The sequence below is a fragment of the Corallococcus exiguus genome, from assembly GCF_009909105.1.
Classification (GTDB): domain Bacteria; phylum Myxococcota; class Myxococcia; order Myxococcales; family Myxococcaceae; genus Corallococcus; species Corallococcus exiguus.
This window is the reverse complement of record NZ_JAAAPK010000001.1, coordinates 1,416,901-1,437,292: the sequence shown is the minus strand read 5'-3', so window position 1 is coordinate 1,437,292 and position 20,392 is coordinate 1,416,901. Positions and strand designations below refer to the sequence as shown.

19 protein-coding genes are annotated in these 20,392 nt (G+C 68.1%); 9 read left to right on the top strand and 10 right to left on the bottom strand.

Annotated features, from left to right (window positions below; all coding sequences use genetic code 11):
• The first annotated feature begins 16 nt into the window (after positions 1 to 16).
• Together GTZ93_RS05925 and GTZ93_RS05920 are read left to right on the top strand one after the other, a co-directional pair.
• Positions 17 to 796: an SDR family NAD(P)-dependent oxidoreductase gene (locus GTZ93_RS05925; protein ID WP_139915410.1), complete on the top strand. Its 780-nt coding sequence runs from the start codon at positions 17 to 19 to the stop codon at positions 794 to 796.
• Between the two features lie 57 nt (positions 797 to 853).
• Entirely contained in the window at positions 854 to 1,732 is an 879-nt protein-coding gene (locus GTZ93_RS05920; protein ID WP_139915411.1) for an aldo/keto reductase, read from the top strand.
• A gap of 66 nt (positions 1,733 to 1,798) precedes the next feature.
• On the opposite strand, the gene GTZ93_RS05915 is transcribed toward GTZ93_RS05920, so the two are convergent.
• The 3 genes from GTZ93_RS05915 to GTZ93_RS05905 all read right to left on the bottom strand — a co-directional run bounded on the left by GTZ93_RS05915 (position 1,799) and on the right by GTZ93_RS05905 (position 4,323).
• Positions 1,799 to 2,236, bottom strand: a complete 438-nt coding sequence (locus GTZ93_RS05915) for a hypothetical protein (RefSeq protein ID WP_120577742.1) — start codon at positions 2,234 to 2,236, stop codon at positions 1,799 to 1,801.
• Positions 2,209 to 3,600 carry a GNAT family N-acetyltransferase gene (locus tag GTZ93_RS05910; RefSeq protein ID WP_139915412.1) on the bottom strand — a complete coding sequence of 464 codons (1,392 nt, stop codon included), beginning with the start codon at positions 3,598 to 3,600 and terminating at the stop codon, positions 2,209 to 2,211. The genes GTZ93_RS05915 and GTZ93_RS05910 overlap by 28 nt, the downstream gene beginning before the upstream one ends.
• A gap of 126 nt (positions 3,601 to 3,726) precedes the next feature.
• Positions 3,727 to 4,323, bottom strand: coding sequence for a TetR/AcrR family transcriptional regulator (locus GTZ93_RS05905; protein ID WP_161662668.1), 597 nt, complete (start codon positions 4,321 to 4,323; stop codon positions 3,727 to 3,729).
• 94 nt (positions 4,324 to 4,417) lie between these two features.
• Between GTZ93_RS05905 and GTZ93_RS05900 the strand changes: the two genes are divergently transcribed.
• Positions 4,418 to 5,983 carry an FAD-dependent oxidoreductase gene (locus GTZ93_RS05900; protein WP_139915414.1) on the top strand — a complete coding sequence of 522 codons (1,566 nt, stop codon included), beginning with the start codon at positions 4,418 to 4,420 and terminating at the stop codon, positions 5,981 to 5,983.
• A 55-nt stretch (positions 5,984 to 6,038) separates the two neighbouring features.
• Positions 6,039 to 7,412, top strand: coding sequence for a spondin domain-containing protein (locus GTZ93_RS05895; protein ID WP_139915415.1), 1,374 nt, complete (start codon positions 6,039 to 6,041; stop codon positions 7,410 to 7,412).
• Positions 7,413 to 7,425: 13 nt separating this feature from the next.
• Here the strand turns inward: GTZ93_RS05895 and GTZ93_RS05890 are convergent, their stop codons facing one another.
• Together GTZ93_RS05890 and GTZ93_RS05885 are read right to left on the bottom strand one after the other, a co-directional pair.
• Entirely contained in the window at positions 7,426 to 8,817 is a 1,392-nt protein-coding gene (locus GTZ93_RS05890; RefSeq protein ID WP_233597275.1) for a TerB family tellurite resistance protein, read from the bottom strand.
• Between the two features lie 198 nt (positions 8,818 to 9,015).
• Positions 9,016 to 9,876 (bottom strand): metal-dependent hydrolase, encoded by an 861-nt coding sequence (locus GTZ93_RS05885; protein ID WP_139915434.1) that lies wholly within the window; start codon positions 9,874 to 9,876, stop codon positions 9,016 to 9,018.
• A 210-nt stretch (positions 9,877 to 10,086) separates the two neighbouring features.
• On the opposite strand from GTZ93_RS05885, the gene GTZ93_RS05880 reads away from it, so the two are divergent.
• From GTZ93_RS05880 to GTZ93_RS05860, 5 genes are all read left to right on the top strand, one after another.
• Positions 10,087 to 11,940, top strand: coding sequence for an HSP90 family protein (locus tag GTZ93_RS05880; RefSeq protein ID WP_139915416.1), 1,854 nt, complete (start codon positions 10,087 to 10,089; stop codon positions 11,938 to 11,940).
• Positions 11,940 to 13,049 (top strand): hypothetical protein, encoded by a 1,110-nt coding sequence (locus GTZ93_RS05875; RefSeq protein WP_390624852.1) that lies wholly within the window; start codon positions 11,940 to 11,942, stop codon positions 13,047 to 13,049. Before GTZ93_RS05880 ends, GTZ93_RS05875 begins: the two co-directional genes overlap by 1 nt.
• Positions 13,050 to 13,057: 8 nt before the next feature.
• Positions 13,058 to 13,558 (top strand): DUF6714 family protein, encoded by a 501-nt coding sequence (locus GTZ93_RS05870; RefSeq protein ID WP_139915417.1) that lies wholly within the window; start codon positions 13,058 to 13,060, stop codon positions 13,556 to 13,558.
• A 447-nt stretch (positions 13,559 to 14,005) separates the two neighbouring features.
• A complete protein-coding gene (locus GTZ93_RS05865; protein ID WP_139915418.1) occupies positions 14,006 to 14,266 on the top strand; it encodes a hypothetical protein in 261 nt (86 codons plus the stop codon).
• A gap of 297 nt (positions 14,267 to 14,563) precedes the next feature.
• Positions 14,564 to 14,767 carry a hypothetical protein gene (locus GTZ93_RS05860; protein ID WP_139915419.1) on the top strand — a complete coding sequence of 68 codons (204 nt, stop codon included), beginning with the start codon at positions 14,564 to 14,566 and terminating at the stop codon, positions 14,765 to 14,767.
• Here the strand turns inward: GTZ93_RS05860 and GTZ93_RS43390 are convergent.
• Genes GTZ93_RS43390 through GTZ93_RS05835 form a run of 5 tightly spaced genes read right to left on the bottom strand, consistent with a single transcriptional unit; the run spans position 14,764 to position 20,294 of the window.
• Entirely contained in the window at positions 14,764 to 15,054 is a 291-nt protein-coding gene (locus GTZ93_RS43390; RefSeq protein ID WP_139915420.1) for a YrhB domain-containing protein, read from the bottom strand. The two genes, GTZ93_RS05860 and GTZ93_RS43390, sit on opposite strands and share 4 nt — an antisense overlap.
• A 44-nt stretch (positions 15,055 to 15,098) precedes the next feature.
• The gene (locus GTZ93_RS05850; RefSeq protein ID WP_139915421.1) at positions 15,099 to 15,395 is read right to left on the bottom strand and encodes a hypothetical protein; all 297 of its coding nucleotides are present in this window, start codon (positions 15,393 to 15,395) and stop codon (positions 15,099 to 15,101) included.
• A 5-nt stretch (positions 15,396 to 15,400) separates the two neighbouring features.
• Complete coding sequence (locus GTZ93_RS05845) at positions 15,401 to 15,871, bottom strand: DUF7919 family protein (protein WP_139915422.1); 471 nt, start codon at positions 15,869 to 15,871, stop codon at positions 15,401 to 15,403.
• A 5-nt stretch (positions 15,872 to 15,876) separates the two neighbouring features.
• Positions 15,877 to 18,183: a Tex family protein gene (locus GTZ93_RS05840; RefSeq protein WP_139915423.1), complete on the bottom strand. Its 2,307-nt coding sequence runs from the start codon at positions 18,181 to 18,183 to the stop codon at positions 15,877 to 15,879.
• 53 nt (positions 18,184 to 18,236) lie between these two features.
• The gene (locus GTZ93_RS05835) at positions 18,237 to 20,294 is read right to left on the bottom strand and encodes a right-handed parallel beta-helix repeat-containing protein (protein WP_139915424.1); all 2,058 of its coding nucleotides are present in this window, start codon (positions 20,292 to 20,294) and stop codon (positions 18,237 to 18,239) included.
• Between the last annotated feature and the right edge of the window lie 98 nt (positions 20,295 to 20,392).

Here is a 20,392-nt window from a genome sequence, read left to right as displayed (position 1 = left end):
CCTTCAGGGAGCAGGCATGGCAGGCAGTCGAGGGACAGCGTTGGTGACGGGCTCGTCCGCGGGAATTGGCGCGGTGTATGCCCGGAGGCTGGCGGCGCTCGGGTATGACCTGGTCCTGGTCGCTCGGCGGGAGGAACGACTGAAGGCGCTGGCGGCGGAGCTGACGGCGGCGCATGGCATCCGCGCGGAGGTGCTGCGGGCGGACCTCACGGTGCACGCGGACCTTCAGCGGGTGGCCGGGCGCGCGGCGGGCGAGGACCTCACGCTGCTCATCAACAACGCGGGCATGGGTGGCTATGGCCCCTTCGCGCAGGTGGAGCCCGCGGCGCTGGAAGGCCTGGCGAACCTGCACATGATGGCGCCGATGCTGGCCACGCGCGCGGCGCTGCCCGGCATGCTGGCGCGGGGCAAGGGCGCGGTCATCAATGTTGCCTCCCTGCTCGCCTTCTCCGGCGCGATGCCGCCGGGTCCCCTGCCCCACCGGGCCACCTACGCGGGCGCGAAGGCGTTCCTCGTCCACTTCACCCGCACGCTCGCGGGAGAGCTGCGCGGCACGCCCGTGGTGGCGCAGGTCGTCTGCCCGGGCATGACCTTCACGGAGTTCAACGGCGGCTATCCCGGCACCATGTCACCAGAGGACGTCGTCACCGCGTCGCTCGTCGCGCTGGAGCGCGGTGAGACGGTCTGCGTCCCCGGACTGGAGGCAGCGGAGGCGCTCGTGGCCCTGGAGAAGGCGGAGACAGGACTGCTGCGTGGGGCGACCCATGCATTGGCCGGGCGGTACCGGACGGCCTGAAACGCATTTGCTGCACATGCATCCATTCAGGCATTCATCTGCACGGAGGAAGCACTCATGAGCGGAACCTCGACGCGACCCGCGGAGAAGAGCGGCACCTTCAAGCTGGGCGGAGATTTGCCCGTCCACCGGCTGGGCTACGGCGCCATGCAGCTCACGGGCCCTGGCATCTGGGGCCCGCCCAAGGACCGGGCGGAGGCGGTGCGCGTGTTGCGCCGCGCGCTGGAGCTGGGCGTGGACTTCATCGACACGGCGGACTCCTACGGCCCCTACGTCAGCGAGGAGATCATCGCGGAGGCCCTGCACCCCTACGCCAAGGGCGTGGTGGTGGCGACGAAGGCAGGCCTGGTGCGCACGGGTCCCAACGAGTGGCACCCGGTGGCCGCGCCGAAGTACCTGCGCCAGCAGCTGGAGATGTCGCTGCGCCGGCTGAAGCTGGAGCGCATCGACCTGTACCAGTTGCACCGCATCGACCCGAAGGTCCCGGTGGAGGAGTCACTGGGCGAGCTGAAGGCGCTGCTGAAGGAAGGGAAGATCCGCCACATCGGCCTGTCGGAGGTGTCGGTGGAGGAGATTGAGCGGGCACGCAAGGTGGTGGACATCGTGTCGGTGCAGAACCGGTACAACCTGACCGACCGAGTGCACGAGAAGGTGTTGGACTACTGCGAGAAGGAGAACCTGGGGTTCATCCCGTGGTTCCCGCTGGCGACGGGCGGTCTGGCGAAGCCGGGGAGCACGCTCGACTCCGTGGCGAAGAAGCACAACGCGACGCCCGCGCAGATTGCCCTCTCCTGGCTGCTGGAGCGCTCGCCGGTGATGCTGCCCATCCCGGGCACGTCCTCCGTGAAGCACCTGGAGGAGAACGTCGCGGGCGCGGAGGTGAAGCTCAACAAGGACGAGCTGGCCGCCGTGGACGCGCAGGCGTCGGGGCGCTGAAGCATCAGCCCTGCTTCGCTTGAAGCACCCCATCGGCTCACGGGCGGAGGGGGTGCTCGCGGCACTTCACGTGGCGAGCGTCCGCCGGCCACGAATCTTCGTGAACGCGTGCGAGCTCAGATAGGCGTAGCTTTGGGGTGCGCGCAGTTCCGGCGAGATGTCCCCCAGAGGGAAGGGCTTCGCGAAGACGTGGACCTTTCCCACCTGGATCGCGACACCGCCCTCGCATCGCGAGAAGTAGCGGTCGTAGTCCTCCTTCAGGATGCCCCCCACCCGCGAGTAGCGGCGCCAGAGCTGCTCGGGAGCAGCCTCGTCGATGCCCAGGATGTCGAAGAAGCCGACGACCTGCTTCACCGGGCTGGAGGAGTAGACAACGACGTGTGAGACCTCCCTGCGGAAGGCGCGCTTGCGGAACTCGACGCGCTTGAGCCCTTCCAGGATGGGCGTCGCATACCGGGGCTGGATGGGCAGCAGGACTACAGACCGAGGCGTTGGCGAAGCCATTCACGACCTCCCGGCTGGACCGTGGTGATGGACTGCGGAGGGCCGTTGAGCACTCCATGGCGACAGAGGTCACTGAGAGGAATGGGCTCCTTCAGGATGGCTGCTTGTCGGAAGAGGATGGCGAGCACTTCGCCATTCGAGCACAGCGTCTGCATGTCGCGAAGGGAGAACACCGTGCGTTTACCCACCGTGGCGGCGATCTCTTCGGCATCCGCGGACACCAGCGTCTGCTCGGCGATGCCCACGACCGTCACGGCCTTCTGGGAGTGGCTCAGGTAGAACAGCAGGGACGCACCGGGCTCTATCTGTCGGATCAACGCCCGGCATAGGTACGCCTTCCTCAGGCCATTCCCAAAGGGGTGGATGCCGGGCTCCAGCGACAACTGCGAGTCCGCGTCCGGGAAAAGCAGGTGATGGAACCGGGGCTCGATGGGGATGATGAAGGACGGCACGTCGAACTTCATCGCGGGCGGCCCGTGGCGCACGTGGAAGTCGAGGGGTGAAAGCACTTCGGGCGCATCCCCTGCACGCATTCGTTTCAAGAGGACGAGTTCGCCAGATTCCGTACGCCCTTCCACCTGGAATCCGAAGTCCTCGAACATGGCGATGAGCGCGCCCTGGCGCTCGTAGGCCGTCACGTAGATGAAGTCGTGCCCGTTCTTCGAAACGTGCTCGAAGACACTCTTGAGCAGCAGCTCGCCCAGGCGGCGTCCCTGATGCGCGGGCGCGACCTTGAATGTGCAGAGCTTCAGCGTGCGTCCCTTGTGGCCCAGGACGCCCTCCTCGTCCTTGATGAGGCACAGCGCGGCCAGATGACGCCCCTGCCCCCGCACCACCCAGCATCGTCGGTGGTCCATCTGGCATCTGCGGAACCAACCATCGAATGACGGGTAGTCCCCTCGGAGGCTGTCGAGGAAAGGGTCCTCCGCGTCGACGTCATGCGCGAACGTGAACTCCACCGCTGGCGGAGGCCGGGCGAACCTGGCTCGCAAGCCCTGCACCATGGAGAGGGCTTCGCCGACCGTGACAACGCGTTCCTTCAGTCCAACGCGCTTCGCCTTCCGGTGGATGCGCAGGTCTTCTGTCACCAGGACGCCCACGGCGTTGGACCGAACAGCGGCCAACAGCTGGTGGTCTACCCAATCATTCGAGTGGAGTTCAGGGCTCCCCAGAACCTCGTCCCAGCTTGTGGGAACGGGAGGCGCCGCGGGAAGAGGGAGGTATTTGCCGAGCAACAACTCGCGAAGCCAGCGGCGTGCCTCGTCGCGGTCCCTCTCGACATCCACCTTGATGGCTGGATGGATGAAGAGCTGATAGCCAGCCTCTTCAATGGCTCTTACCAGCCGGGTCGCGGGCTCCATCATTGCCTCAACCTGTTCGGGCGAGGTGGGCTCCAATGGAATCAAGACATTCGTATCGATCAAGAGCTTCGTGACATCCCCCTTACTGCTGTCATGAGGCGTGAAGCCTACTCACGCGTCTGACACCCGTCACTTCCGCTTCATGTAGCGCAGGAGGAGCGTCACCAGCTCCTCCTGGAGCAGCCCCTGGGACAGGGACTCGGGGCGCTCCACCACGGCGCGGTGGATGACCGCGTGGGACACCGTGTCGATGAGCCACAGGGCCAGCTCCGGGTCCGGCACGTCCGTGCGGAATTGGCTCAGGGCCTCCAGCATGAGCGCGTCCTCCGGACCCCACTTCCTGGGGGGACGTGATGGCAGCTCCTCCGTCAGCGCGTGGTGCAGCTTCGGGTTCACCGCGTGCGCCGCGAAGCCCAGCGCCACCAGCGTCCGGATGAGGTCCTCCAGCGTCTTGAACTTCCGCGTCGACAGCACCTCTCGGGCGGCGGCGCGCTGCTCCTTCACGTGCCGGCGTGACACCTCCACCACCAGTGCCTCCTTGCCTGGGAAGAACTGGTACAGCGATGCCACGTTCACGCCCGCTCGCTCCGCGATGCGGTTCGTCGTCAGCTTCGCGTAGCCGTCGCGCACCAGAATGTCAGCAGTCGCCTGCACCAACGCGTCCACCGTCGCTCGCGAGCGCTCCTGCGTGGGTGTCTTCCGAGGGGAAAGCTTCGCGCGCGGCATGCCGGACTCCTGGGACGGGAACGCAAGCTGACAACATAAGCAGTCCCTTACATTCTTGTCTCCGTCGCTGCTTGCCCGCGACAGGAGACCTTTCATGTCCCATGACACTCTGCCGGTGCTCGTCATCGGCGCAGGGCCCACCGGCCTGACGCTCGCGTGTGACCTCGCTCGTCGAGGCATCCGCGTGCGAATCGTGGATGCGGCCCCGGGCCCCTTCGTCGGGTCTCGCGGCAAGGGGCTTTCGCCTCGTACGCTGGAGGTGCTGGACGACCTGGGCGTGCTCGATGCCGTGCTCGCCGCGGGCATGGCCTATCCCCGCCTCCGCCTCCACTGGCGCCGCTTCGTCGTGGGACGCTGGACCATGATGGCCCGCCGCGCCGCCACGCCGGACGTGCCCCACCCCAATCCCTGGCTCGTACCCCAGGCCCGCACCGAGGGCATCCTGCGTGACCGGCTGGCATCGCTGGAAGTCCCGGTGGAGTTCGGCACCGCGCTCACCGGCTTTACCCAGGACGACACCGGCGTCACCGCCACCCTCACCCGCGACGGCGCGGAGGAGACCGTCCGCGCGGAGTACCTGGTGGGCGCGGACGGCGGACACAGCCGCGTTCGCAAGGCGCTGGGCCTGACCTTCCACGGCGTCACCCACGAGGAGGAGCGCATGGTCGTGGGCGACGTGCGCGTGGACGGATTGGACCCCTCGCACTGGCATGTGTGGCCCTTCGCCACGGGCGGCATGGTGGCGCTGTGCCCGCTGCCCGACACGGGCCGCTTCCAGCTCGCCCTCCAGGTGAAGCCCGGCGCTCCCCTGCCGGAGCTCACCGAGGCCGCGATCCACCAGCGCATCCAGGAGGCCGCCCGCCCTGGCTCCAAGCTGCGACTGCATGACGCGAGCTGGCTGTCCGTGTACCGCCCCAACGTGCGCATGGTGGACCGCTACCGTGTGGGCCGCGTGTTCATCGCGGGCGATGCCGCGCATGTGCACCCTCCCGCCGGAGGCCAGGGCCTCAACACGGGCGTGCAGGATGCCTACAACCTGGGCTGGAAGCTGGGCCACGTGCTCCAGGGCGCGGACCCGGCACTGCTCGACACCTACGAAGCAGAGCGGCTGCCCGTCGCCGCGCGGGTGCTCGGGCTGTCCTCGAAGCTGTTCGACGGCATGCGGCAGGGACGCATGAAGGCCCTGAACCGGGGCGACGAGCTGCGGCAACTGGGCCTGGGCTATCGCGGCGGACCGCTCGCGCCAGAGGTTCCCGGCGACACGGCGCGGGTGCAGGCCGGAGACCGCGCCCCGGACGCCCCCTGCGTGGATGCCCACGGAAAACCTGTCCGACTGTCGGACAGGTTTCGCGGCCCCCACTGGACGCTGCTCGCCTTTGGAACCGCGCGCGCGGATGCCGTCACGTGGCCCGGCGATTTCGTGCGCGTCGTCCGCATCCTCGGGAAGAGCGCGGCCCCCATCCCCGAGGCCCTACTCGACAGGGACGGCCATGCCCACCGTGCCTACGACGTGGTCCCGGGAAGGGATGCGCTCATCCTGGTTCGTCCGGATGGATACGTGGGACACGCGTCCCGGCCCGGCGACCTCGCGGCGCTGACCGCGTTCCTCACGCCGCTCCTGCCCGCACGCGCGGAGTCCGATACAAAGGCCACCGCGTAGAGAGAGCCACGCCGCGGGGCTTCGCATTTTCGCGAGGCCCATGGAGACTCTCCCCATGTCCATCCGCTCCTTCCGTGGAAGCGCCGCCCGCGCAGCGCTCGGCCTCCTGACGCTGTCCGCCTGCGGCTCCGGCGACGACACCGACCCGTCCTCCCGGCGCTTCCGCGTGCGCATCGAGAACGTGGCGCCCTTCCAGAACCTCAAGTCCGGCCGGTTCGACACGAAGATAAGCGGCACCTCACCGGGTCCGCTGGCCCCGGGCGACACCTACGAGTTCAGCTTCACCGCGGGCCGCAACCACCGCCTGTCCTTCGCCACCATGTTCGGCGCATCCAACGACTGGTTCTTCGGCACCGAGCCCCGGGGCATCCCGCTCTACTCCGCCGACGGGCAGCCGGTGACCGGCAACGTCACCTCCCAGGTCGTCCTCTGGGACGCGGGCACGGAGGTGAACGAAGAGCCCGCCGTGGGCGCGCACACCGCCCCGAAGCAGGCCACCTCCACGGACGGCCCGGGCATCAACGACTTCAACTCCAACAACGTGCGGCGCGTGGGCACGCAGCCCGTGCTCAGCAGCGGCCTGCCGTTCAACCTGCCCCCGCTCGCGACGATGATCCGCGTGCAGTTGGCCCACGACTCGGCCACGCAGCGCTTCACCGTGCGCATCGAGAACGTCTCCGACGACCGCAATACCCTGAGCACCTCCGAAGGCATCAAGCCCGTGCGCATCACCCCAGGGGTCTGGGTGGTGGGCGCAGGCAACGAGCCCCTCTTCACTGAAGGGCAGCCGGACCGGGGCCAGGGCCTGGAGGCGCTCGCGGAAAACGGCGACGCCACCGCCCTGGACACCTGGCTCAAGCCGCTGAATGGAGTGGCCACGCCCCTGTCACCGGGCGTCTTCGCCTTGCACAACGCCGCCTCGCCGCTGTTCACGGAAGGCGCGCAGGACCGGGGCCTGGGATTGGAGGCGCTCGCGGAAGGCGGCGATGCCTCGCGGCTGGCCAACGCCCTCTCTTCGACTCCGCCCGCGGGCGTGAGCAAGTCAGGCACCTTCAACACGCCCGTGGACGCGGCCGTCCCCGGTCCCCTCCTGCCGGGCCTTGCCTACGAATTCACCGTCAACGCCAGCCCCGGAGACCGGCTGTCCTTCGCGACCATGTTCGGCCAGTCCAATGACTGGTTCTTCGGCCCCGACGAGCAGGGCATCGCGCTCTTCGACAAGGCCAACGACCCTGTGACGGGCGACATCACGTCCAAGCTGTTCCTGTGGGACGCGGGCACGGAGCTGGACGAAGAGCCCGCCGTGGGCCCCCACCAGGGTGCCCCCGAGTGGACCGTGGACACCAACAAGACCGTGCGACGGGTACCCCCGTCGCGCTACGGCACGCCCCTGTCCCAGCACCTGCGCGTCACCCTCACGGCGGAGTAGTTCGCGCGGGACTTCAGACGGCTTCGCGCTCCAGCGTGTCCTCGTCGTCGGAGTCCACCGCGGGCTCGTCCTGGAAGGCGCTGGGCAGCAGGCTGAAGGGCAACACCTTCGCCAGCGCCGCCAACAGCAGGATGCCGCCCGGCGCGGCGAAGATGGCCAGCGCGGGGATGGCCTTCGCCACGTCGATGAGCTGCGCGCGCATGCGCTGTCGCTCGTCGGCGGTGAGCTTCTGGCGCCGCGCCGCCTTGGTGAGCAGCACCGCCAGGTCGCCCGTCTCGCGCGCCTCCTGCATGAGCCGGTGGAAGTTCTTCTCCAGCGTCTCCTGCATGCCGCCCATGAGCTCCTCGCCCATGGCGCCCGCCGCGTCCGACACAGTGAAGACATCCACCAGTGAGCGGTGCCGCGCGTAGAACTCCGCCATCTCCAATTCCAGACGGCGCAGCTCCGCGTGGGGCACGTGCAGCGCACCCGCCAGCGTGTCGATGAAGGCCCGTTCCCGCCGCGTGCGCCGGCCGTCCACCAGCGCCGCCAGCAGCGCCTGCTCCAGCAACAGGTGGCGCATGTCCACGCTGCGCACGCGGCGCACCACGTCCCGCACGTCGCGCTTGCGCTCGAAGGACTGGCGCACCGCGGCCTTCACCTCGCCCTCCAGCGAGTGCGGCAGCTTCAGTCCCTCCACCTGCCGGAGGATGGCGCGGCGCGCGGGCGCGCTGGGTTCGCGGTCCACGCACGCAAGAGCGGTGAGCACGTCCACCAGGAGCGCCTTCTGCTTCGCCGCGAAGTCCCGCCGCCGCTCCGCCATCGCGCGCGACAGCCGCCCGGTCGAGAACAAGTCGATGGCCTGCCGGCAGAACAGCTGCGCGTCCGCGTACTGCGCGCCGTTGTGCAGCACCAGCCCGTACACCGGGTCGCCGGCCAGCGACGGTGCCCGCTTGTCGAGCGCGTCCTCCACCCGGCCCACCATCCGCCGGGGCACCGGCAGCCCCGCCGCCAGCCGCGCGTCCAGCGCCATCGCCAGGTCCAGCTCGCCCGCCAGCACCGCGAAGAGCACCAGCAGCTGCTCCACCCGCGGGCCCTCCGGCGCGTCCATCACCCGCGCCAGGTCCAGCGCCATGCGCGCCAGCGTGCGCACCACGGCGTGGAACAGCTCGTCCTCCACCGCGCGCGCCGGGACGTCGAAGGGCTCACCCCCGTCCACCGGCGAGGGCAGCGGCACGGGCGTGCCGTAGACGAGCCCCGAGGCCCGCAGCGTGCGGCGCAGGAAGGCGCGGCCCCGGGCTCGGCCGGAGGAGGTTTCCGGAAGCGGCGATGTCGGGACGGGCGCGGGGGAGCGCGCATGCGCGGCGACCACGTCCGTCAGGAGCGCGGCCAGCCAGGTCCCCCTTCCAAAAACCAGCACCGACACCGGTACACCCCACAAAAGCGTGCGGCCGGACCCCGCCGGAAGCACACGAAGCGGGGAATAACCCAGTCGCATCCGCGATGCCACCCGGCCCCAGGCCCACGGCGGCGTCCGGCAACAGATGCTGATGCATGGTGGAAAAAACAGCGCGCCCGTCCACCCAGGGCGGACGAGCGCGCGGAGACACCTGGCCAGGAAGGCCTACAGCGCGGTGGCCTTGCCCGGCTCCAGGGCGAGCACCTTGGTGGTGGCCCGGGTCTTCTTCAGCTCGGTGGTGAGCGCGTCCGGGGTGCCGGACAGGGCGGGGAAGGTGCCGTAGTGCATGGGCACCACGGTCTTCACCTTCAGCAGCTTCGCGGCGACGGAGGCCTGCGCGGGGTCCATGGTGAAGTGGCCACCAATGGGGAGCAGGGCCACGGTGGGCTTGAACTGCTCCGCGATGAGGGCCATGGAGCTGAAGGCCCCGGTGTCACCCGCGTGGTACAGCGTGGGGCCGTTGGCGATTTCGATGACGAAGCCCAGGGGAGCACCGGCGTACTGCGACGCGCCCTTCGGGTCCGCCTGGTAGCTGCTGGAGTGGACCGCCTCCACCAGGTGGATGGTGGCGTCCTTCACCGTGAACGTCCCGCCCGCGTTGGCGCCCATGCCCTGCGCCTCCGGCAGGCCCAGGAGGTTCACCAGCTCGAAGGAGCCGTACACCTTGGCGCTCGTCTTCTGGGCGAGGGCCTTGGTCTCACCCACGTGGTCGAAGTGGCCGTGGGACACGAGGATGGCGTCCACCGCCTCCGGCCACGTGGCGCCCTGCGGCGCCTTGGGGTTGGTGAACCACGGGTCGATGGCGATGGTCGCGCCGCCCGGCGTCTTCACCACGAAGGCGGCGTGGCCCCACCACGTCACCTCCGTCTTGCCCGCCGTGGCCGCCGCCTTGCCCGCCGCCGCCTTGGCCGGCGCCTTCGCGTCCGCCTTGGGAGCCGCCGGCGTCGTCGGCGTGCCCTGCGCGAAGGCCGCGCCCGCGACGCCCAGCACCGCACCCACCACCACTGCCTTCAGCTTGTTGCCCATCGTTGTCCGCTCCAGGAGGAAGGAAAGAGACGACATGTCGCCGTGCCGCCCGGGGGCGCCGCACGGCTGGGGCGCGACATACCACCCCACCAGGGAGGCGGAAGGGGGCTGGCGCGTCCGGTTGCATTGGGAAGGACACATGCCTTCATCCACCCACGGCGGGGGATTGTGGCCCCGGGGAGGATGCAGCGCGCTACGCTCGATGGCCGCGTGGACCATCGATTCCAAGTCAGCCTCCGTGGGGTCATCGACCTCCTGTCCCACCACCTGTACAGCTCGCCCGGGGTCTACGTGCGGGAGCTGCTCCAGAACGCCACGGACGCCATCCGCGCCCGCCAGTTGCTGGAGCCCCAGGCCACCGGAGCCGTGGGGCTGGAGCTGCGGGAAAAGCAGGACGGCGGGCCGCCCACCCTGCTCTTCACGGATGAAGGCGTGGGGCTGACAGAAGAGGAGATCCACCGCTTCCTGGCCACCATCGGCGAGTCCTCCAAGCGCGAGCAGTTGGAGGCCCGCCGCAACGACTTCATCGGCCAGTTCGGCATCGGCCTCTTGTCGTGCTTCATGGTGTGCGACGAGCTGCTGGTGGTGACGCGCTCGGCGAAGGGCGACGGGCGGACGCTGGAGTGGCGGGGCCGGCACGACGGCACGTACGACGTGCGCGTCTCCGAACACCCGCTGGACGCTCCCGGCACGCACGTCTACCTGGTGGCCCGCGCGGACATGGTGGAGTGGTTCACGCCGGAGCGGGTGCGCCAGCTGGCGAAGCACTACGGCGGCCTGTTGCCCTTCCCCGTGCGGCTCACGGTGAATGCACAGACGGAGTCGCTCAACCCGGACGGTCCGCCCTGGCGCCGCTTCTACGAGACGGCGGGAAACCGGCGGCAGGCGCTGCTCGCGTACGGGCGCGAGGTGTTCGGCACGGACTTCCTGGATGTGATTCCGCTGCGCTCGGAGGCGGGAGACGTGGACGGCGTGGCATATGTGTTGCCGGCGTCTCCGCACTTCAATGCGAAGCAGAAGCACCGCGTGTACCTGAAGCAGATGCTGCTGTCGGAGAGCGCGGAGAACCTGCTGCCGGAGTGGGCGTTCTTCGTGAAGTGCGTGGTGAACGCGAACGGCCTGAGGCCCACCGCGAGCCGCGAGTCCTTCTACGAGGACACGGTCCTGGCGAAGGCGCGCGAGGCACTGGGGCAGTCCCTGCGCAAGTACCTGATGGACCTGGCGCACGAGGATCCCCGGTCGTTGCAGCGGTTGATTGCGTTGCACGGGCTGTCGGTGAAGGGGCTGGCGCTGGACGACGATGACTTCTACCGGCTGGTCATCCACTGGCTGCCATTCGAGACGTCGCTCGGGGTGATGACGTTGGCGGACTACCGGAAGTCGTGGCCGGTGGTGCGCTACACGCCGACCTTGGACGGGTTCCGGCAGGTGGCGCGGGTGGCGGCGGCGCAGGGGCTGTGCGTGCTGAACGCGGCGTACACGCATGACACGGCGCTGCTGGAGAAGCTGCCGCACGTGGTGCCGGAGGCGCAGGTGGCACCGTTCTCGTCGGCGGACCTGCCGCAGAGCTTCGAGGAGCTGACGCTGGACGAGCGCGAAGCCGTCTACCCGCTGCTGCGTCTGGCCGAGCGCGTGCTGGCGCCGTTCCGCTGCGGGGTGGAGGTGAAGAAGTTCTTCCCGGCGGAGGTGCCCACGCTCTACAGCTCGGACGCGGAAGGGGCGTTCAAGCGGGACGCGGAGCGGGCGCGAGAGGAGTCGGACGACCTGTACGCGGGCGTGTTGGACGGAGTGATGGCGGGCACGGGCGGACAGGACCGCGCGCTGCTTTGCCTCAACCTGCACAACCCGGTGGTGCGCAAGCTGGCCGCGGTGGAGGGGCGGGAGTTGCTGAAGCTGTCGGTGGAGATGCTCTACGTGCAGGCGCTGCTGTTGGGTCAGCACCCGCTGAACGCGCAGGAGATGGCGCTGCTGAACCATGGACTGCTGGGGCTCATCTCGGCGCGGCTGGACGAAGGCGGCGGCGGGAGTGGGTCGTCAGGTCCGGGCTCGCGGGGGATGCACTGATGGTGGACTGGCATCAGCAGGTGGAGGCCCTGCGAGCGCAGGCGGAGGAGCTGCCGGAAGGCGACGCGAAGGTGCGCGCGCTGGAGGAGGCGGTGCGGCTGACGGACGCGCACGGCGACGTGCCGCTGGGGTACGAGCTGCGGGATTCGCTCATCGACGCGGCGACGTTCGGGGGCTATCCGGACAAGGCGCTGGTGGCGTTCGCATGGTGCCGGGGGCAGCAGAAGAAGGACCCGCAGCGGTTCGACCCGGAGGACATGCTCTGGAAGCAGAAGTGGGTGGTGGGCCGGCTGGACGAGTTCCCGCACATCAGCCGCAAGCAGATTGCCGACGCGCTGGATGACGTGGAGCAGAGCTTCGCGAAGCTGGACGCGGGCAAGCGCGCGGCGCTGAAGCTGCGCTACCAGATGGCCCGCGACATGGGGGACACGGAGGAGGCGGAGCGCCTGTGGGAGGCGTGGCTCGTCACGCCCAGGGACCACCTGACGGACTGCCGCGTCTGCGAATTGGACGATGAGCTGGACCACCACGTGGACAAGGGCGAGTGGGAGCAGGCCATCCAGAAGGCGAAGCCCATCCTGGACGGGCGCCAGTCCTGCGCGGAGATCCCGCACCTGACGCTGGGCACGCTGCTGTATCCGTTCTTCAAGCTGGAGCGGATGAAGGAAGCGCGGGACTGCCACATGCGCGGTTACGCGATGGTGGCGAAGAACCGCGAGTTCCTCGCCACGGTGGGAGAGCACCTGGAGTTCCTGGCGCTGACGGGCAACCTGTCGCGCGGGTTGACGCTGCTGGAGAAGCACCTGGGCTGGGCGCTGGAGCACTCCAGCTACCGGGACCGGTTCAGCTTCTACACGGCGTCGTCGTTCCTGCTGGGGCAGGTGGTCGCGGACGGACGGGATGAGGTGAGCCTGCGCTTGCCACGCGCGTTCGCGTTGCACGCGGTGGACGGGGGCTATGGGACGCGGGCTCTGAAGGACTGGCTGGAGTCGCAGGCTCGCGACATCGCGGCGCGGTTCGATGCTCGGAACGGGACGAAACGGTTCACGGGATTGCTGGCTCGCAATGAGGTGCTGGCAAAGGAAGCGCGGTTGTTCCCGTTGGATTGAGCAGAACCGTGAACTCACGCGACGAGCAACTCAGGCGTCAAATCGAGGATGCATTCTCGGATGTCCCCCGCCCCGAGAAGAGACGCGTCGCCTATGCACGCGGTGCATGGGAGACGCCAAAACTCGTTCGGGACTTCGGGGGGCGCCACTGGAAGGACGTCCCAATAGATAAGGTGCGCGACCATGCGGCGCATCTCTCGCTGTTCAGCCCGGAGGCACTCGCCTACTACCTTCCGGCCTATCTCAGCGCGGCGCTCGTGGATCTTGATGTGCGCGACTTTCTCCTGTCCTCATTGACCATCTCTGATGAAGCACAGCCAGACCTACGCGCCTTCTTCCTTCGCAGGTTTGATCGATTGAGCCTGCCCCAAAGGAACGCCATCCGGATGTTCCTCATCCACATGAGGGACGCATCCAATTCGCCAATCTCCAAGCAGTCCTGGTCCCAAGCGTTGGAGATGTATTGGGAGGCCGGCAACCGCGAAAGCGATGAAAAGACGCCAAGGTAGAGTCCATCGCCTGCGAAATCCGAGTGCCATTTCTCCTGCCAGTCTCTGAGTTTCCAGCCATGCAACCAAGCGGTGTAAGCCATGCAACGACGATTCGATGGGGACTTGGGCTGTTGCTGGGACTGGAGGTCCTCTTCGCTCTTGCCATTGCATGGAATGCCTCCCCACGGACGCGATTCGCGGAGGGCTTTTCGGAAGCCTCCTTCCGTTCGATTCAAGCCGGAGAGTCGGAGGCGGAGGTCATCCGGAAGCTCGGACAACCTCTCGCCAGGCTCCCCCATGAAGGGGCGTCAGGCCACGAACGGGTGCTGCGCTACTCCGACCAACAGGGCCCCACGGACAACTACGAAGCCTTCCTCGTGAGGTTGAACGAAGAGGGACGGGTGCGAACCACTGAGCATTTCCTGTACTGGGATTGATCCCATGAGCGCCCCTCCGCCATCGTCCATGAACCGCATCCCCAGCTTGATGCTGGCAGGGGCCGCGCTGTTCCTCTCCTTCGTGATGTATGGCGTTTTCATGGTCCGCCACCTCTTCAAGAGCGAGGATGCGCTGATCCGGATCGCGGCCTGGCATCTCCCGGTCGCCGGGCTCGCCATCGCGCTGAGCGTCCATGCCAGCGTGAAACACCGTTCCAACGCCGGCCTGGGACTGCTCGTCTGCTCCGTCTTCGCCGTTCTGCTCTTCCTCTGCTTCAGTACCTCCTGAAGGAGTGGCGCCCCTCGGTCCGCCACTCGCATCTAGCTGCCAGGGCCATTCAATAGCCCCCGAGGAAGCAAGCCAGGGGACCTCGCTTCGAAGCGTCGAACATCCTTGACGAGTTCCCGGACAGACGCGTCGCGCAGGTGCCCTTGGTATGCCAGGGTGTCTTCACACCGGAGAAGCAACCATTCGATATCCCCAATGGGGACGTCTGGCCTCTTCGAGAGCCCGTGAAGAACTCCGGCCAGGTCGCGAACCCATTGGTCCTTCTCACTCATCCGTCGTGGTTCCGTAGATTGGCGCATGGAAGCCGCGCTCTACATCGGCCCGAACATCGCCACTGATTTGCACCGCCATCAGGATCCCGGCGTCCCCGATCCGCATCCACCACTCGCGTTCGCCGAGTTGCTCGATGTGGAGCCAGTGGTCGACAACCAGTTCGTCAAACACCCCGAACGAAACGTTCTCTCCAGGGTATTCAGCCCCATAAAAACACGCCATTCCTAATGTGTTCTCGAGCGCGCTTCATACTCTGCGATGTAATGCTCAACAGGATAGGCCGTGCCAGTTACATGGAGCTCGCCGGTCACCCTGTCTACAATCATGGGTGCATTCCCGCCTACCGAAAAGGCCGGGTCCCCAGTTTCCACGTGCCGCTTCGAGGCATAGAAGAAAACCCATCCGAACTCACGCTCGATCGTGCGCTCATCGAGAATAATCAACTCCGCCCCAGCTCGAGCGCTCACCCTACGTACGTAGGCGTCCACCAACGCATGTGCCTCATTGCGATTCATCTTCCACCTGTTGTGAGAGCGGGACTTTCGCCACGCCTATCCATCTACCCCGAGTCGGGCCGAAGGTCGCTGACCCGGCCAGTCTGAAAGATTTCCTGGATGGCAGACACAATGCGCTCCCGCGTGACGGAAGCGACGACCACGAGATTCCGCTCAAGAAACGCCCTGCCGCCCTTCAGCGCCTCGTCAACACCCTGGGTCAAGCGAGCCGGGTCGTACACGGTGAGCGTGTACCGACGCCCATGAATCACCGCGACGACTCCGGGGAGCCAGCCTTTGGCCTCGACCTCCCAAGCGTAGTCCTCGAAGCCAGGAGGGAACTCCAGGACGATGTTGCTCATGACGCTCACAGTGGATTGAGCGGCTCAGTCACGCGGAGTGAGAACCCCAGGGCCCTGATGGCCTTGAGATAGGCCATGGAGCGCATCTCAGGGCATTTGAGGACCGCCTCCTGGAACTCCATGGGCGGCACGTACCCGTGCGCGTCGATGTAGTGGACGATCATCGTCGGAGCGATGAAGACCTTCGTCTCCCCAGGGATGAAGACGTTCGCATTCCCGGCGGCGCCCCCCGCACCAAAGTAGGACGTGCCCGCGAGCCTCCCCGCGAACTGGCAAAGCGAGCACACGTGGATGCCCGCGAACGCCACCGGAGGCTGCCACGGATTCCCACACAGGCGGAGCAGCGCCTTGAAGAACTTCTCGTCCACGGTGCCCTGGGGATAGGCGTGCCCCCTTTCAAGCCAGCCCACCGCGAGCGACGACGGCTCCCACTCGCGCACATAGCTGCAAGGGGTCAGGTCTTGAAAGTGAGCCATGTGCGTCAGCGCTTCAGCTTCGAGAACGGATTGTTGAACGGCTCTGGCTTCTTCTGCGGAGGAGCCTGCGTCGCAGGCTTCTGCGCGGGCCGCTGCTGCTGCTGCGCCGGTGCACTCGCGGGCTTTGCCTGTGCCGGCCGTCCGGACGGCTGCGGCGCCCCACCTTCCAGCACCGCCCGCACGGACAACGCCAACCGCTTGCGCGCCAGGTCCACGGTCAGGACCTTCACCGTCAGCCGGTCGCCCACCTTGGCCACCTCCGACGGATCCTTGATGAAGCGCGCCGCCAGCTGCGACACGTGCACCAGTCCGTCCTGATGCACTCCCACGTCCACGAACGCGCCGAACGCCGTCACGTTCGTCACCACGCCCTGCAACACCATCCCCTCCTTCACGTCCTCCAGCGTGCGCAGGTCATCCCGCGTCGCGTGCGCCGTGAAGTCTCCTCGAGGGTCCCGGCTCGGCTTCTCCAGCTCCGCCAGGATGTCCTTGAGCGTCAGCTCGCCCAGTTCCGGCCCCAGGTAGCGCTTGGCTTCAATCTGACGCACCAGCGACGCGTTCCCCACCAGCGACGCCACGTCCACGCCCAGGTCCTTCGCCATCCGCTCCACGACCGTGTAGCGCTCCGGGTGCACCGCGCTCGAATCCAGCGGCTCCGGTCCTCGCACCCGCAGGAAGCCCGCAGCCTGTTCGAACGTCTTCGGCCCCAGGCCGCTCACCTTCAAGAGCTCCTTTCGCGTCGTGAAGCGCCCCTTCGCAGCCCGGTGCGCCACCAGCTTCTTCGCCAGCGACGGCCCCACTCCGGACACGTGCTCCAAGAGCTGCGGTGACGCCGTGTTCACGTCCACGCCCACCGCGTTCACGCACGAGTCCACCACCTCGCCCAGCTTCTTCTTCAGCAGGCCCTGGTCCACGTCGTGCTGGTACTGCCCCACCCCGATGCTCTTCGGGTCGATCTTCACCAACTCCGCCAGCGGGTCCTGCAAGCGCCGCCCGATGGACACCGCCCCGCGCAGCGACACGTCCATCTCCGGGAACTCATCCCGCGCCACCTCCGACGCGGAGTAGATGGACGCGCCCTGCTCGCTCACCGACACCACGGGGACCTGCACGCCCATCGCCTTCAGCGTGTCCCGAGTGAAGACCTCCGCCTCCCGGCTGCCCGTGCCGTTGCCCACGGCGATCAGCTCCGGCTTGTGCTTGCGCACCACCGCCTCCAGCAACTTCGCCGCGCGCGCCCGCTCGTCCGCGCTCCGCTCCGAATAGAGCGTCGTCGTCTCCGCCACCGTCCCCGTCGCGTCCAGCATCACCAGCTTGATGCCCGTGCGAAGCCCCGGGTCCAACGCCAGCACCGCCCGAGCCCCGGCCGGCGCCGTCAGCAACAGATGCCGCAGGTTCTCTCCAAACACCCCGATGGCGCCCTTGTCCGCGCGCTCCTTCAGCTCCGCGCGCAGCTCCGACTCCAGCGACGGCCCCATCAGCCGGTCCCAGCTGTCCTCCACCGCCGCGCGCAGCTCGCCCGCGAACAGCGACTGCGGCCGCGTCACCACGCGCCCGGTGAAGAGCCCCTTCACCTCGTCGTCCGGCAGGCCCAGCTTCACCTTCAGCACGCCCTCCTCCTCGCCGCGCAAGAGCGCCAGCACGCGGTGGGACGGGGCCTGGGACAGCGGCTCCTCGTGGCCGTAGTAGTTCTCGAACTTGGTCGTCTCGCCCTTCTTCGCGGGCACCACGTCCGAGCGCAGCGAGCCCCGCCGCGCGCAGATGTCGCGGGCCTCGCGGCGCAGCCTGGCGTCCTCCGCCACCCGCTCCGCGCAGATGTCCCGCGCGCCCGCCAGCGCCTGCGCCACGTCCGCCACGCCCTTGTCCGCGCTCACGTACGGCTTCACGCGCGCGTCCAGGTTCTCCCCGCGCTGGCCCTCCTGCTTCCACACCAGGTCCGCCAGCGGCTCCAGCCCCTTCTCCCGGGCGATGGCCGCGCGCGTGCGGCGCTTGGGCTTGTACGGCAGGTACAGGTCCTCCAGCTCCGCGCGCGTGCGCGCCGCCTGGAGCGCCTTCTTCAGCTCCGGCGTCAGCTTCCCCTGCTCCTCGATGCTGCGCAGGATGGTGTCGCGCCGCCCGTCCAGCTCCGCGCGCTCCGTGGCCTTGTCCAGGATGGACTGGATCTGAACCTCATCCAGGCCTCCCGTGGCCTCCTTGCGGTAGCGCGCGATGAAGGGGACCGTGCCTCCCTCTTCGTGCAGTGCGAGGGTCCGGTCCACCTGCTCCGGCTTGATGCCCAGCTCCTGGGCCAACGCGACGGCATAGACGTGCATGGCGCCCGTCTATACCCCGGTCCGCCCGCGCCTCCCAGAGACGCGCCGCTCGCCTACTGCCGCACCAGACGGATGACGTCCAACGCCACGTTGTAGCCCGTGCTCGCCGCGTTCTTCCCAACAGTCGTGAACGTGAACGCCTGGGGCTCCAGGTCCGTGAACGTCACCGTCCCCAGCTCCACCTCCACGAACTGCGTGGTGGCGGAGTACTCGTCCTGCGTTCCGCCCACCGCCACCCCGTTCACGTCCAGCCGGTACTGCCCCCGCCCGTTGTTGCGCTTGGTCCGCACCCGCACCGCGAACGTGCCCACCGTGCGCGGATGGAGCGTGTACGTCACCTTCGCGCCCACCGCGCTCGTGTTGTGGTAGCGCACCCCGCCCAGCTCCGGCCCCGCCTCCACGCCAGTGGACGACGGGTCCGGGGTGCTCGTCGGCTTCAGGTTCTCCGCCTGGTACACCAGCACCCGAGCGTCGTGCTCCACCGCGCGCCCCAGCCGCTTCTGCACCTGGTCCACGTAGAGCGACTGCGGCACCAACTCATTCCCGGACTGCGCCACCTCCGCGAAGTCCGCCGGGGCCGTCTTCGTCGTCACCGACACGTCCACGCCCGTCGCGCTGCCACGCATCCCAATCACATACCCCTGCCCGTACTGCTGCGAACGCACCACGCTCGTGCCCCCGTACGACGGCGGCTTCGCCCCGTTGGTGTTCCAGAACACGCTCTCCGTCGTGGTGACGCCGTGGCTCGTGGTGCCATAGGGCGAGCGGTCCGCCGCCTCGAAGCGCTCCTGGTACAGCGTGGTGTTGTCCACCAGGTTCGCCGCGCTCAGGTGCATGTGGAAGTCGGACACCTTCTCGCCGTTGGACACGCGGTTGTTGAACAGCACGTTGCCGGTGGTGTGCATGGAGCGGAAGTCGAAGTTGTGCCGCCCGCCGTACGACACGCTGTCCTTCACCAGGCTGTCGCTGCTCCGGATGGAATACAGGTACCCGTTTCCGCCACCGCCCTTGTACTGGGGCTTGTTGATTTCACACCCCTCCACCGTGACGTTGCGCGCGTAGTTCAGGTCGATGCCGTTGGACAGCACGTGCACGTCCTGCGTGTTGGACGGCGGCCGGTAGGAACCAACGCCGCGCACCCAGCCGTCCACCACGTGGTTCATCAAGAGCGCCGTGGACTCGTGCACCTGGTAGGCGCCGGTGCCCTGCACCGTGTAGTCCTCCTCGGCCAGGCCCGGCGTGGGGTTCTCCCGCATGCCGATGGCCAGGTGCTCCACGCCCACCTCCGACAGGTGCGCGGGCACGCGGTACACCCGCGCCGCGTCGCGCATCAGCAGCCCCTGGCGCAGCGGGATGTCCAGCGTCAGCATCCGCGTGGCCGCGTCCACCGCCACCACCTGCCGGTAGAAGGACGGTCCGGGCAGCGACGTCCACTCCGTGCCCATGTTCAGCTCCGCGCTGCGCGTCGCCGTCAGGTCCGCCCGCACCACCAGCCACGTGCCCACGGTGTAGCCGGACACGCTCGCCACCTGGATGCGCGTCGCCTGGTTGGGCGCGTCCTGCGTCAGCGCCGTCGCCGCCGTCGAAGCGGACGTCCAGGACACCGTCGTGTCGCGCGGGCCCACCTGCACCACGCGCTTGCTGCGCATGTCCGTGGCGAAGTTGTAGAGGAACGTGGACGTCGCGCCCTGCCCGCGCAGCACCACGTTGCTGTATCGGATGAGCAGCGCGTACGGCTTGCCCGCGGGCGGCGCCACCCGGTACGTGCCCCGAGGCAGGTACACCACCCCACCGCCCGCCACCGCCCCCGCGTCATCGAGCGCCTGCTGCAACACCGCCGTCACGTCCGACGTCCCCGTGTTGTCCGCGAAGTACGGCGCCTGCGTCACGTCCAGCACCCGGTCCGTGCGCACCGGCGGCTCCGCCTGCCGCATCCGGTAGCCCGCGTAGGAGAAGTCATGCAGGAACCGCGACGTGTTGCCCGGCTGCGAGTACCCGGGCGTCCACGTCGACGGGTACAGCACGCTCCGCCACGGCGCCGCCTCCGCCACTCCCACGGCCGCGATCAGCCCCGCTCCCAGCAGTCCCTGCCATCCCTTGCGTGAGCCCACGGTGTGCTCCTTCCCGGTGTCCCGGACTCCCTCAATGGAAGCCTTATCCAAGGAAAACAGCACAAAGCTGAAAATTCACAAAGCCCTTGAGACATAAA

What these genes read in the sequence shown, in the direction of transcription:
- GTZ93_RS05925 (WP_139915410.1), top strand. Translation starts at nt 17, where the DNA reads ATGGCAGGCAGTCGAGGGACAGCGTTGGTGACGGGCTCGTCCGCGGGA.
- GTZ93_RS05920 (WP_139915411.1), top strand. Translation starts at nt 854, where the DNA reads ATGAGCGGAACCTCGACGCGACCCGCGGAGAAGAGCGGCACCTTCAAG.
- GTZ93_RS05915 (WP_120577742.1), bottom strand. Translation starts at nt 2,236, where the DNA reads ATGGCTTCGCCAACGCCTCGGTCTGTAGTCCTGCTGCCCATCCAGCCC.
- GTZ93_RS05910 (WP_139915412.1), bottom strand. Translation starts at nt 3,600, where the DNA reads ATGATGGAGCCCGCGACCCGGCTGGTAAGAGCCATTGAAGAGGCTGGC.
- GTZ93_RS05905 (WP_161662668.1), bottom strand. Translation starts at nt 4,323, where the DNA reads ATGCCGCGCGCGAAGCTTTCCCCTCGGAAGACACCCACGCAGGAGCGC.
- GTZ93_RS05900 (WP_139915414.1), top strand. Translation starts at nt 4,418, where the DNA reads ATGTCCCATGACACTCTGCCGGTGCTCGTCATCGGCGCAGGGCCCACC.
- GTZ93_RS05895 (WP_139915415.1), top strand. Translation starts at nt 6,039, where the DNA reads ATGTCCATCCGCTCCTTCCGTGGAAGCGCCGCCCGCGCAGCGCTCGGC.
- GTZ93_RS05885 (WP_139915434.1), bottom strand. Translation starts at nt 9,876, where the DNA reads ATGGGCAACAAGCTGAAGGCAGTGGTGGTGGGTGCGGTGCTGGGCGTC.
- GTZ93_RS05875 (WP_390624852.1), top strand. Translation starts at nt 11,940, where the DNA reads ATGGTGGACTGGCATCAGCAGGTGGAGGCCCTGCGAGCGCAGGCGGAG.
- GTZ93_RS05865 (WP_139915418.1), top strand. Translation starts at nt 14,006, where the DNA reads ATGAACCGCATCCCCAGCTTGATGCTGGCAGGGGCCGCGCTGTTCCTC.
- GTZ93_RS05860 (WP_139915419.1), top strand. Translation starts at nt 14,564, where the DNA reads ATGGAAGCCGCGCTCTACATCGGCCCGAACATCGCCACTGATTTGCAC.
- GTZ93_RS43390 (WP_139915420.1), bottom strand. Translation starts at nt 15,054, where the DNA reads ATGAATCGCAATGAGGCACATGCGTTGGTGGACGCCTACGTACGTAGG.
- GTZ93_RS05850 (WP_139915421.1), bottom strand. Translation starts at nt 15,395, where the DNA reads ATGAGCAACATCGTCCTGGAGTTCCCTCCTGGCTTCGAGGACTACGCT.
- GTZ93_RS05845 (WP_139915422.1), bottom strand. Translation starts at nt 15,871, where the DNA reads ATGGCTCACTTTCAAGACCTGACCCCTTGCAGCTATGTGCGCGAGTGG.
- GTZ93_RS05840 (WP_139915423.1), bottom strand. Translation starts at nt 18,183, where the DNA reads ATGCACGTCTATGCCGTCGCGTTGGCCCAGGAGCTGGGCATCAAGCCG.